Origin of the sequence: Haliscomenobacter sp. (assembly GCF_040403615.1) — a bacterium.
Taxonomy (GTDB): Bacteria; Bacteroidota; Bacteroidia; order Chitinophagales; family Saprospiraceae; genus Haliscomenobacter.
Map to the genome: position 1 here is coordinate 34,056 of NZ_JBBAKG010000038.1, position 13,742 is coordinate 47,797.

Annotated in this window: 5 protein-coding genes; 1 reads left to right on the forward strand and 4 read right to left on the reverse strand. The window is 46.3% G+C overall.

The features are described 5' to 3' along the window. Nucleotides 1–51 precede the first annotated feature (51 nt). The 4 genes from ABW391_RS14135 to ABW391_RS14150 all read right to left on the reverse strand — a co-directional run bounded on the left by ABW391_RS14135 (nucleotide 52) and on the right by ABW391_RS14150 (nucleotide 11,984). Nucleotides 52–690 (reverse strand): hypothetical protein, encoded by a 639-nt coding sequence (locus ABW391_RS14135; RefSeq protein WP_353482532.1) that lies wholly within the window; start codon nucleotides 688–690, stop codon nucleotides 52–54. 296 nt (nucleotides 691–986) lie between these two features. Next, the gene (locus ABW391_RS14140; RefSeq protein WP_353482533.1) at nucleotides 987–8,381 is read right to left on the reverse strand and encodes an Ig-like domain-containing protein; all 7,395 of its coding nucleotides are present in this window, start codon (nucleotides 8,379–8,381) and stop codon (nucleotides 987–989) included. 24 nt (nucleotides 8,382–8,405) lie between these two features. Then, a complete protein-coding gene (locus ABW391_RS14145) occupies nucleotides 8,406–10,817 on the reverse strand; it encodes a hypothetical protein (protein WP_353482534.1) in 2,412 nt (803 codons plus the stop codon). A gap of 66 nt (nucleotides 10,818–10,883) precedes the next feature. Next, nucleotides 10,884–11,984: a PorP/SprF family type IX secretion system membrane protein gene (locus tag ABW391_RS14150; protein WP_353482535.1), complete on the reverse strand. Its 1,101-nt coding sequence runs from the start codon at nucleotides 11,982–11,984 to the stop codon at nucleotides 10,884–10,886. Between the two features lie 608 nt (nucleotides 11,985–12,592). Between ABW391_RS14150 and ABW391_RS14155 the strand changes: the two genes are divergently transcribed. Continuing rightward, entirely contained in the window at nucleotides 12,593–13,600 is a 1,008-nt protein-coding gene (locus tag ABW391_RS14155) for a hypothetical protein (RefSeq protein WP_353482536.1), read from the forward strand. The last annotated feature ends 142 nt before the right edge of the window (nucleotides 13,601–13,742 follow it).

A 13,742-nucleotide genomic window follows, 5' to 3' on the forward strand; every position in this document is an offset into this window, starting at 1 on the left:
TTTTTTGCGAAAAAAATTACTCAATCATTATGTAGAGATGATGAATGTTACTTACGGTTTGCTAGGAAACAATTTCATTTCCTCGCCTACACACTGTACCGCCTTTTTTATAGCGGCGCGTTGTTCGTTGCTCAGGGTGATGGTGTGCTTACTCGTTTTGTAATTGATTCGAATTCTTTCTATGGAGGCATAAGACAAGGTAAACATGCGGTCTAAGGGAATCAAACAAGTCAGCGTATAGATGCGCATATTGGTGTTTTTGTCAAAAGTTCCTCGATCAGGCACGGTGTACAGCCCAATCAGGTCTGATCCTGGGGCAACATCAGCCAGGTCTGTCTTAGCCACCTCTTTTCCCAAATCGACTGTATCCTTTAGCGATTCAACTTTCAGGATGACATTGAAGCCTTCTTCAAGCGTCAGAAATTCTCGCTCGACCAGGCCTATCACCATAAAAAAAGCATTGAGGGTATCATTTTGGGTAAAACTGAAGATCGCCTTCGCTTCTTCAATCATTTTGTAGCCATCTGCCGTCTGGAAGTTGCTTGGAATGGAATAACCGATGTTGATTGGCTTGGTCACGATACTGTGCGTACTGTCAAAGTCATCGATTTCATTGATGGCAAAGTTGCACTGGGCGGCTAAATTAAAAAGACCTAAACCAAAACAAACAATTAAAAAGAATGGCTTCATATGAACATAAGCTGATGAAGCGCAAAAATAGGGGAATCCAGGGTAAAAAGAAACCCCCTAACCAGAATAGTCCAGTTAGGGGGCCCAAGTGTGTGATTTGATTCATATGACGAGGCTCGTTTTTCCTGGATTCCTAGAGTGCCTTTGGATTTCTGCTTCGCGCTGCGAATGGCTAAAATTAGCCTCAGTTTCGTTCTGAAAATGCTCATGTAGCGCTGCTACACTCCGCTTTTCGTGCCTCACTGAGGCTAATTTTAGCTCATTTTCGCTTGCAAACCAGAAATCCAAAAACACTCTTAACGAATCAAGGTCACGTTACCTTGTTTGCGGTACACTGTACCGTCTATACAATTGGCAAGTAAGTAAAAACCGTAAACATCCGAAGGCAATTTTTTACCCCGGAAAGTACCATCCCAACCTTCCTTGGGATTGCTGGTTTCAAACATCTTTTGACCCCAGCGGTTGTAAATAATAAAGGTCATTTTTTCGATTCCTCGACCACGCACATAAAGTACATCATTCGCCCCATCATTATTGGGTGTAAATGCGGTGGGCACAAATATATAAGGTTCTACGCAATATGGACCCGTTACATTGATAGTTATTTTAAATTCTTCTGTACATTTTCCACTGGTAACTTTTACGGTATAAGTTGTGGTATCGGTTGGCGATGCCACTACCGTGCTACCAGTGGTCGTATTGAGCCCGGTTGGCGGTGTCCAGGAGTAAGTACAATCAGGGCAATTTTCAACCCGAATGGTAGCTGACTCTCCTACGGTAATGGTCGTTTTGTCCGCAGTTACTTTCACCTTACCTGCCAAATCCACTATGTTCACCTGCGTTCTAAGCGTGGCAGAACATCCAAACTGATTGGTAACCAATACTTGCAATGATGCTCCGTTTTGAGCAATGGCTGTCGCGTTAGGTCCCGTTCGTGGATTAGAGATGAACAAATTGGCTGGCGACCACAAGTACTGTAAAATCTGTGTCCGATCCGCATTGTTGACCGACAGGTTAATTGAATCTCCCACTTCACAGGGAGAAACGGTAGCGGGTAAAGAGGCTTTAACGGGTCGGGCAATCACTTTTACCGAATCAATCTCCGTACAACCTGCTGCATTGGTTATGCGTACATAAAATGTCCGGGAAACGGTATCAGGTGTAATGGAAAACTGTGCCCCAGTACCCAGAATTGGATTAATGGTTTTGTTTCTCGACCACTCAAACACTGCTGCGCCAGTACCTTTGGCAACAAGATTGAAAGGACTTTGACTGCAAAGCGTTGTATCCCTTCCAGCATCGGCGTTGATTGGCGCAGCGATGCTGACCACAACCTGCCGCACAATTCTACAAGCGCCAAATTTGTCTGTAATGGTTACCGTGTAGGTTGTGGGCGCCGTAAGGGTAGCCGATGGTGTAGCCGAAGTGGAATCACTCAAGCCCCTTGCAGGAGACCAGCGGTACACCAAAATTGGATTGCCGTTGGGGTTGATCGGGGTAGGCACATTTCTACAAGCTGTAATGCTGGCGGGTGGTGCGCCCTTGGTTAGATCGACCACATTGATTACTGCCGAATCCAGTGGAGCACCAGCGTAAGGGCCACCTTTGCCTATTGTAATGCCTCCATTAGCGCGAGCAGCCTGAATCTGAGCTTTGATGCACACATCGTTGGTGTCTGTTGCTACGGCATAGTATACCGATTTGCCTGCCGGAACATTGACGCTGATCCGGTTGCCGGTTCCAATTGGCGTTTTTAAGGCCGCATCGCTAAACCAGGTAATCGCCGTTGGCCGCGAAGTCGTAGCCCGCAAGGTCAATGGACCAGGCTGGCAAAGCGAAGTATCTGGCAATGCCGTTACGGTTACAGGAGGGCTAACTCGAACTACGATGGATTTTGTAGCGGTACATTTGGTAGCCGGGTCGGTTACCGTAACTGTATAGGTGGTGGTAACGGAAATAGTTGCTACCGGATTATAAGGTTTACTCAAATTCAAACCTGTAGTAGGCGACCAGTTGTAAGTATACGCAGGATTGCCTTTGGGGTTGAGCTCCGTAGCTACTCCGGCACACACTTCCTGTGGTGAAGCCAAATCACCCGGTTTAAAATCATTGAGCCTTACTTTGGCGGTATCTCGCTTGGTACAAGCACCCAAAGTTGCTTCAGCGATGTACAAATTGAGGCCCGGGTTGGGGGTTACCGACAAGCTGCGGCCTGTAAAGATGACCTGACCATTGGCGTCCAACCAACGAATGCTGGCTCCTTGTGCGCCACGAACGGTCAGCAATACAAAGCCTGGTTCACACAAATTGGTCTCGGCAGGAATGGCATCAAGATCGCTCAAGTCAGTTACGTTGACCTGGAGGTCTTTTTCAAGGCGACAACCCGTAGCAGGATCTGTCACGGTTACTTTAAAGGTAGTTGAGGTAGTCAGCGTAGCAATTGGATTGCTTGGATTGCTCAAGTTTAATCCTGTTGTGGGCGTCCATTGGTATTGATAGTTTGGTTTGCCATTCGGATTCAAAGGCAGCGGCTGACCTGTACATACCGTTTGAGGTGTGGTCAAATCCCCAGGTTGAAATTCCTTTAAGGTCACCCGACTGGAATCACGCTTGACACAAGCCCCCAAAGTTGCTTCCGCGATGATCAGGTTCAATCCAACTTTCAGACTTGGGGCAAGGCTACGTCCAGTACCAATTTGGGCGCCATTGGCATCCAACCAGCGGATGGAAGCCCCTGCTGCTCCGGCAATACGCAAAGTCACTCCGTTGGGCTGGCAAATCGAGGTATCAGCCGGAACAATGTTCAAATCGTTCAGGTTGTTTACGATTACCTGGATGTCTTTTTCCAAACGACAGCCGCTCACTGGATCAATCACGGTCACCTTATAAGTAGTTGAGGTAGTCAGCGTAGCGATTGGGTTGCTTGGATTGCTCAGGTTCAAGCCCGTTGTGGGTGTCCATTGGTATTGGTAAGCTGGCTTGCCATTTGGATTCAAAGCCAATGGCTGACCAGCACAGGCACTTTGCGGAGAACTCAGATCACCAGGCTGGAAATCTGCCCGGGTTACTTTCACCGTATCCTTCGCAGAACATGTCCCGTCAGAAGCTTCAGAGATGTATAAGTTTACGCCAACAGCAGGTGTTACCGAAATGGTTTTTCCTGAGCCGATTTGTTGTCCATTGGCATTCAGCCAACGGAAATTGACATTGGTACCATTGGCATTGGCGCGCAGAGTTAGGTTTGTGCCCGAACAAACTGTAGTGTCATTGCTGGCTTTGAAGCCTTCAATAGAGCGTACATTGACGGTTACAGCGCGCTCTTTTTTGCAACCAAAGGTTGGATCGGTGATGGTTACGGTAAAACGCGTAGTTTGAGTGATTGTCGCCAAAGGATTGAAGGGTTTACTCAAATTCAATCCGGTAACAGGTGACCATTGGTAAGTAAAGGCTGGATTGCCGTTGGGATTGAGCCGAACGGTGTCTCCCTTGCAAATGTTCAGTGGGGAAACAATATTCCCTAGATCAAAATCTACAAAGCGAACCCGGATACCGGAAATGGTGTCGGTACAACCTGATGTATTGCGGCCAACCACAGAATACAACAGATCGGTTCCTCTGGTTCCAGAAATAGAGATGCCGCCCTCTGCATCGAAGTTAAGCGTGCCTTGAGGGTTGCCAACGTTCCAGGAATATTCATCGGCTCCCGTAGCAAATAATCTTAGTGTAGTGCCAACACAAGCGATAGTGTCTTTAGTTGAAACCCTAAGCTTGGGTTCTGGATTGATCAGCACAACTACCGTATCGATATCCTGACAAGATGTATTTCCTGTAGTTTTGGTAACCGTTACGAAGTATGTCGTTGCCCGGTTGCCTGTAAAAATTGGATTGCTCACATTGGCAGCCGACAGGTTAGTTGATGGCGACCACCGGTAGGTATACTCTTTATTGGCCTTGGGTGCAAGCGGGGTGGCTACATCTGGACAAACTTTCACCGTATTTGGTAATCCAGAATTCAAGGTGCCCAAGTTGATGATGATGGTAAGGGTATCCTCACATTCAAATTGATTGCTGATGATGCCCGTGATGCCATTTATGCCTATTTCAGTCGGACGCAGCACAGGGTTCGGGGTATTTCCACCCGATACCACATTTACTGCGGGCCTCCATTGGTAGGTCAACAGGTGGCTGGCAACATTGTTGCGCACCTGAATTTGCACATTCTCAGGCGCACATTGATCGATGCGGCTGCCTCCGGATGGTGTGATCAGGGTAACGTCCACTCCATTGTCGGTTACTCTGACGCTATCCGTTTGTGTACAGCCCAACTCATTTTGAACCGTAACGTAATAAACGGTAGTTCCCGGAGCAGGATTTACCGTTACCGTGGCATTTGAGCTCAGCAATTCACCTTTGCGGGTAGTCCAGCGGAAAGTGGTGCCTTCGTTGGCCAAAGCCGTTAGTTTAACATCTTCACCGCAAGTAATCGCTTCATTGGGCACTTTGAGTCCCAGCAAAGGTTCGGTTGAAATGGTGACAACCCGAGTTACCGTTTTGCGGCAAGCTACCGTAGTGTTCAGGGTCAGGGTTACGGTATAAGTACCTGGCTTAAATACGTGCTGTGGATTGTCTTCGGTAGAAGTGGTACCATCACCAAAGCTCCAGAGGTATCCAAATGCATTGGTGCTGGTATTGCGGAAGATAACCGTATTGCCATTACACTGAATTTCTGGTTTGAAACTGAGGTTGTGGCTGGCGTCCACAATGGCCACTTGCACTGAATCTCTAAGGATACAACCTGCTGCATTGCGCACTTCTACAAAAACTTTGCGAATGCCTGGTAAACTGGCCAAAACTGGACTAGCGGTAGTGGCTCCTGAAGCAAATGCGTTCAGTGGCGTCCAGGCAAAAGTCAGGGTTTGTCCAGGACCCTGGGTGGTATTGATGCGGATAGCATCTCCAGTACAAGCCAGCAGCGAATCTGGTGCCGAAAATACAATCGGAGATCCTGAAAGCGCAATGGCCAGTTTTTCTATGCAGCCATTTACATCGGTAGCTTCCAGTTGCAAATTGCGTTGGGTAGCCACATTGGCAGTAAATTTAGTGCCTGTTCCTACCTGTACCCCATTGGCATCCAACCAGCGGAAAGTAGCAGCTCGGTTGGCGGAGGCAGTCAGCGTAGTTTGGGGTGTACAAACAGGTGTTCCATCAGCTCCAGCGCCAGCTACGCGCAAACCCATATTTCCTGGCACTATTGCCATCATGGTATCTCTTACCTTACATCCTGGGATGCCCGGTACGGAAACGTCTACGGTATATTTGGTACTTTGCTGAGGCGAAAAGACAGGGTTTCCGGTAGTTGGATCGTCCAGTCCAGTCTCTGGCAACCAGGTATACATCAGGTTCTTATCATTATTTCCGGGGATGCGGAAGGGCGTTCCTCTACATACAGTGATGGTATCGGGAAAAGCTACCCCGGCAATTGGGGCCTTCTTGATGCTTTGCGAAGCAGAATCTATACAACCTTGAGTGGTTTGGATGATCAGGGTTACCCTTACTTTTCCCGTATCGGTAAAAGTAAAGCTTGGTGAAGCCTCATTAGAACGCCGTCCATCAGACAGTTTCCAGGTACGACTGGCGATTTGAATGCCTGGATTGTTGGATACATCCAGCAATTTGATGGTAGAACCGTTGAAGATACAATTGGTGTAATTGAAGGTAAAATCAACGTTCGTCTTGGTTTTTTTAACCCGAATGGTTTTGCTCAGGGTGTCGTTGCATTCACCCAACGCAATCAAAGTCACCCGATAAGTTCCCGTATCCGGAAAAGTAAATACCGGATTGAGCTGGGTAGAAACCTGACTTGGGTTGCTCAAACTACCAATGATCCACTTGACGGATTTTGCACCAGTGGAGGTACTTTTGAAACTTACAGTCCGCCCATCACAACTGTTGACCACAATAGGATCTGTCCCGATGCCCCCATCTGCACTAAAATCTGCTTTGGGGCGAGGAGTTGCTATCACTGTAATGGTCTTGGTACACGTACAAGACTGCGCCGAATTGGCGGTGATGGTCAAGGTAATCTTGCCATTCTGGGTCACTCTGTAGCGCGGATTTGCCGCAGTTGAATCGCTTATTGACGCAGATGGCTTCCAGCGGTAAGCATACGCCGTGGAACTGACCCCATTGGGGTTCAAGGAAACCGTAGTACCCACGCAAGCCCGCAAGGTATCCGGGATGCCCTTGCATGGTTCGGCGATTCCTACAGCCGTGTAGCTGCGTGAAATAGTACGCTCACAGCCATTCGCATTGATGACGGTTAGCATGATGGTACCCGAAGCGCTGGATGGTACCCGTATCAAGGTATCGGCGCCAGTAGCATTGATTACACCACCGTCACCATAGGTAATCTTCCATTTGCGCTTGACAATCGCTGCACTGGAATCGGTAGACAAATCCTGCAAACGAATGATGGATTCTGCACCGCAAGACAATACTTCCGATTTGAAGTCGGCCTTGATTCCTGATTTAAACAGTTTTACCTGTCTTGAAAAAGTATCTGCACAGGTTGTTCCAGGTTCCGCGATCAAACTCACTTTGTACTGGTTGTAGGCAGGAAAAGAATAAATTGGGTTGACTTCAGCGGAGGTCAAATTGGTTCGTGGAGCATCAAATAACCACAAATACTTGCTGGCTCCCACACTTTCGTTGCGAAAACGCACTTTTAAGGAGTCGCACTGGCTTTCCGGTGCAAAAAATGCAGCAGTTACACCTTCGCAGTTTTGAACGTTGTATTGAAAATCTCGGCGCGTTGAAGCGATCAGCGTTTTGGTTTTGCGGTCGTATTCATCTACACAAATACCCACTACAAACTGACCCAGCAAACCAGGACGAGCCGTCAGCAATCCCGATCTGGCATTGATGCGCAGTGGCTCTCCGAAACCGAGCATGTTGTACAAATTGTAGGTTGGTTTAACCCAAACCAGCGTATCGTATGGCGGAAAATTAGGTGGTTGTGGCTGTGGGTTGGCAAAGGTAGCGCCTTGCAATGGTGTACACAAGCGATAGACCAAAGAGTCGCCATCTGCGTCAATCGCCGAATGATCAAAATCCAGCGGACGATTGTTGCAAATGTAAATATCCGGCCAACGCTTGAAGGTGGTACTCCGATTGCGGTTGCTGCGTTTCATCGCGGCTTCTGTCAACCAGATATCATAAGTTGCCCCGGTTTCTAGCGGGCTGATGATGTTTTTGATGGTCACATTTCGGCAGCAGCGTTGGTATACGATTTGATACCCGCCGGTGCGAAAAGGCAAATTCACCACTGCTTTGTAAGTCATGGTGTGTACACAGACCGTAGTGGTGGCTAGAATACAAGCGTCCAGGTTGTTGCTCAGAAAGGTATCTTTCGTAGCAGCGATGCGAACATCCTGAAGCAGAAGTCCACTGCGATCAAAGATCCCTACTGAGGCGGGATCATCAAAGGGCGCATTGGCTGCGCCGTTGATGCAGTCGCGGTAAACCCTCACCACAATTTCGTAACGATCGCCGTCAAGCCACCGGTACCCCACTTCGCCTCCTACAATATGCGTTGCATAAGACAGTATTGGCGCAAAAAGTAGCACCATAAACAAATACCACAACGCAGCTTGCTGCGTAAATAAAACGTGGATTTTCTGACCGATTTTCATACTATATTTCTTTGGCCGTGAGGATTACTTAATTTGTTTGGTGTCGGTACTGATCTTGTAAATGCGCACCTTACGGTTTAGCGAAGCATTTAGACCAAAAATTTCGTCTTTGATATTGGCTAGTGCCGTTGGAATGTCAGGACCGGATTTCTCTTCTCCCAAGGCATCCAAATCGAAAGACAAAAATCCAGAATCGATGTATTTTTTGAATACCCCATTGTCTACTACCTTAAGGTAATTGATGACCGAAACCATCCTGCGGGCGCCCAGTCTCTTGTTGTAATCTGCGTTGCCCAAGGGACTGGCGTACCCTTCCATGTATACTTTTACATACAAGCCTTTGGACAGATCAGCTGCTATGCTTGGCAAAAACTCTCTCAATCGATCAAAACCCTTTATCACGTCGTTTTGGAAAAAAGCACCCAGAGCTATGGCAGAATACCCAACAAATTCTGCTTTCTTTTTCAGGTAGTTTTCGTACAGCACATCGTATTTTTCCGTGGTAACCGTCAAGTTTCCAGGGCCAGGCTTAGCGTTGTCAAAAAACAAATCAATGTTCAACCGAGATTGATTGAGGAAAAGGTCAATGGTAATATCGTAGCCAAATTCTTTAATGGTTTCGATGGTCATGGGCACTTCCAATGAATCCATAGAATAGCCAGACTTGATTGCTTTGGCAAGGTAAGTCTTCCCTAAATCAGCAGCATAGCTGTATTCATTGCCATTGGGGTCAGACTTCGTTTCCAAAAGTAAAAACTTTCCTGCGTCGGTTCTTTCATAAAGGAATACAGTACAGCCGTTCAAAGGTGTTTTTTGCTGCGCCAAAAGCGTGAATACGTCGAGGCGCAAATTCGGCAAGTACAAATCGACGACCAGGGTGAATTGTTCTTCGCCCAAATTGGCCAGCAAGAGGGTGTCTTCAGTGATAAAACCTTTCTTCTCTGCCCGAATGTAGTATTTTTTATACCGCTCGATCAGGGTTGTATAATGGTTGCTGTTGTCATCGGTTTTATTCAGCAATTCTTTGCGGGTTCCATCTGGATTTTCTTCAAAAATCTTGACGCTGGTTCCATTTAAAGCCATGGAATCTCGCAACTTAAAAGTATTCACTTCCAAGTTGACCAATTTGTAAACACCTGCTTTATACAGGTCGTGGCAACATGCTTCTTGTTCTTTCTCCAACAGGATTGAACCTTTGCGGTTGGAAGAAAACACCAGCGTATCCCCTTTGGGGTTGCGAATGTACCCAAACTCATCATAAGAAGTATTGAGATTGCCGCCCAGGTTATAGGGGGTGAGCCAACGGTTGCCATTGGTCAGTCGGGTACCATAGAGGTCAAAACCCCCAAAAGAGGGACGCCCATCCGTACTAAAAAATAGCAAATTGGCTTTACCTGGCAACTCCTGATAAAACGGAGTAATGTCGTTTTCTGGCGTGTTGATTTCACTGAGCGGCTCTGCAAAGGCCACATTACCATCCGGCTGAATAGGCCCTGTCCAAATGTCCAGTTTGCCTTTGCCTCCAGTCCGATTGGATACAAAATACAATACAGATTCACCTTTGGTATTTTTACCCAATGCAGGTGAGGTGGAGGTAAAAGCAGGGTTGTTGATGCCCAATTTTATTGGAATTGAACCAGGGCTGGTCAAATCGCGGTAATAAATGTCACAACGCAGGTCGGCAGCATTGATAAGGTCGCAATTGCAAAAATAGACGCCTTTGTCATCGGGTGTAAATACCGAGTAAGCTGTATGCTTTTCGGGCGCATTGAATGAAGGCGGAAGCAATTCTTTGCTGTTGCCTTTGTAAGAGCGCACTACTTTGTTGTACAGCTTGTATTTGTCTTTCGGTTCGGCAAATTCGAAGGAAGTGTGGTACAGCGTATCCTTGCGGAAAGATGCCCCATAGTCTGTATATGGGCCGTTGACTTTATCTCCCAAACTGACTGGCTGGGGGTATAATTCAAGATTTCGCTGGTCGGCTGTATTGGCCAGGGTTCTCAGGGCAAATTCACAATCTGCGGCCCCCCTTTGCGCAAGCTGCAGTAGCGCTTGCGGAGCCTCTGGGTTGGTGGCAATGTATTCCAGATAAGAAGCCAACGCACTTTTGTATTCTCCCAGTTTGTGCAGCATTTCCCCTGTGCGCATGCGGGCATCGGGATATTGGGCTCTTTCAGGACTTCCAAGTACCTTCACATATGCTTTGGCAGCAACGCGGAAAGAATTGAACTGCCGGGCTGATTCTGCCAGTTTATAACGAATATCGGTACGGTTGCTATCGTATTTGAGGGCGTCGCGGTAAGCAGTATAAGCATTGAAAAAATCCTTTTGCGCGTACGTGCTATCAGCAAGCTTCAATACTTGTTTTAAACTCTGGCTATAGCTCTGTTGGGTGAAAGCAACAAATATGGCCAACAGAAAGATAAATATTCTCATGGTAAAAAATCTTTGGCTGATTGGAGTTAAAGCAGGCCACGTTGGGCTTCGTGCTGATTCATACAATTAAATTAAGGGGCAAATCTTCTTGACAGGAAGTTGTTTGTACTTTACTATGTGGTAATGAATAAACACTTCCGGCCCACCTACACCACCTTTGACGCTGTCATTGAATTGAGAAGCGTTGATATCGTAACTAAATCCTACCCGGATGTTGTTGTAACGCGCCTCGAGAGCAGGATAGGTAGCAAAATCCTTGGTAAGTCCGTCAAACCTTATGGTAAATCCGGCTTGGAGAGAAAGCTGGTGCCCTGCTTGGCGATTCAGATAGTATCTCGCGCCCAGCCCGCCCAAATATTGACGATAAGAGCTTTGGAATTGCCCTGCTATATTCGCGATTAAATCCCAGCGGTTGGTCAATTGAAAATCACCCATAATATAAGGCGTCAATCGCATCGGTAATTTGATTGGCCCGAATTCGGTGAAGTACTGATTGGGGCGATTGAGGTGAAAGAGTCCTAACCCAAAGTCGATTTTGGTACGTTGCCCAAATGTATCCACCTGTTCTTCTCTTTCCTTGACCTGATAGCGCACGTTGAATCCCAAACCAAAATCGGTATACCCCAGGCTTTGGTCATTGTTTTTTTCTCCATTCGGGTTTTGAGGATTAAAGGTTCCGCTGCTTGGGTTGTATTGGCTGTCGAAGGTTACTTGATCAGCCTGCCACTTGCGATTGGAAAAACCGAGCTGAGCACCTACCGAACCATAAAATCTTTTGTCCAGTTTTTTGGTGTAAGACCCATTCAAGGTCAGAGAATTGAGGCGAAGATCTGAGAATCCTGCTTGATCCCGGTTGTACCCCAACCCAAAAGCAAGGTAACTGTCTTTTTCTTTCTTTCCCAAAACTTTAAAATCTACCGCTCCGGTATACGTGTTATACCCTACCGGAACTTTAGACCATTGGTTGCGGTATTGCCCCATAATGCGGACGTCGCCTCGAAAAATTCCCGTCAAGGAAGGATTGAGGTGAAGCGGTGCACCATAAAATTGAGAATAGTGCAAATCTTGTGCAAATCCTGCTACAGAAGGCAAAAGAAGAGCCACCCAAACGAAGATGGTTCGGTTCCAATGTAGGAGTTTGGCTTTGGGTAGATGATCTCGAATCATTTGGAATTAAGTTGATTATTGTTGTATGTTGCCGAAAAATAAGAATTCTTTTCCTTTGTCTGACGCAAAAAATTACTTCCCGATTTTTTGAGAGGGTTTTGAATAGGAAGCTCACTTGAAATGAACCGTTCGACTTCCTATTCAAAACCCAAAATCGGGAGGTTAATTTTTCTGCGTTACTTAGAGTTGGATAAGGGCTTTCTTAATTTTATAGATGCCCCTAAAAACCCAAGATTGGCCTTGTAGTCTACACATGGATTGAGCTCTTTCAGACGTGGAATGATGCCCCAAATGGGCAGAAATAAACGAAGGGACTGGCACAAGATAAAGTTTTTTTATCAATTATGTCACATTAAAGTTAAATGCATTTAAAAAAAACTGGGGGCTGAAAAAAAAAGAGATCAATATGCTTTTTTTTAATAAAATTGATTATCTTGTGCTAAGTTTTGACAAAGTATCCTAATGCAATGTTTTCGGTTTTGTGCCGAAGATTCCTTTTATCCAAAATTTGTTACGTTCGTTTGGCACACTCGATGTGTGACCAAGCGTAAAGCTCGGTTGCAATCGCTGAAGTACAGATATTTTCTGATCTTACAAATGCGAGCAACGTGAAAAGGGCAATTGTTACAATTTTAGTTTTGGCAGGTTTCCTGCAGGTGTATGCACAAAATGCACAATCACAAGTTCTGTTCGTAAAGAAGGGAGCTCAAGGCAATGGTTCATCTTGGAGTCAGGCTTTCGGTGATCTTCAGCAAGCTTTACAGCATGCAAAGCATGGAATGGAGATTTGGGTGGCTGCTGGTGTTTATACACCTACACAATCAGGAAACCGCAATGCGTCGTTTGTAATCAACGATGGCATCACTCTTCTTGGTGGTTTCTCAGGTACGGAAGTATCTAAGCAACAGCGCAATCATGCAACCAATGCAACTTTCCTTTCTGGAAACATTGGTGATGTAAACGCCAACGAGGACAACTCCTACAATATCGTGTATACACGCAATGTATCACAAGTTACCGTTGATGGTTTCATCATTTGCCATGGCAATGCAGTAAGCATCAATGAAAAGGAGCAAGAAGGAAACCGCACCAACACCGGTGCAGCCTGGTACAACGAAGCTTCCCAAGGCAATCATGTAGTTAAAATCAACAACTGCATTTTCCAATACAACAAATCCAACTACGCTGCTGGCATCTACAATCTCGCCATCAACGGTGCAACCAACAAATCCGAAATCACCAACTGCCAATTCATCCAAAACAATGCCCAAGTTGAGGGTGGCGCAGTCATGAATGTAGGAAACGGAGGAGAATGCGGCGTAAAAATTGAAAATTGTATCCTGAATGGAAATTTCGCGCTTTACGGTGGTGCAATTTTCAACCGCGCCATCAACAATGGTACCAACAGTGCATTCATCGCATTCAATTCTTTGACTGACAATAAAGCTTACATCAACGGTGCTGATTTTTTCAACAACCGCGATAATTCAAGCCTTAATCAGCCTACAATTAGAAACAACACTACAAGCAATTCACCATCGTCTTCAGATCTTTTGGATGAAGTTAAACTTACACCCAATACAGTTTCAAGAATGAGAGCTTCCAGCCGCCACTAATCAACGCGCTAGAAGATCTACAGGATTAGACACCTAAACTAATCAATAGAGGGCCAGTACGAGACATCGTCTGGCCCTCACCGTTTTTACTTCGACTCCGCTCAGCAACCTACTTCGACTTCGCTCAGCAACCTACTTCGAC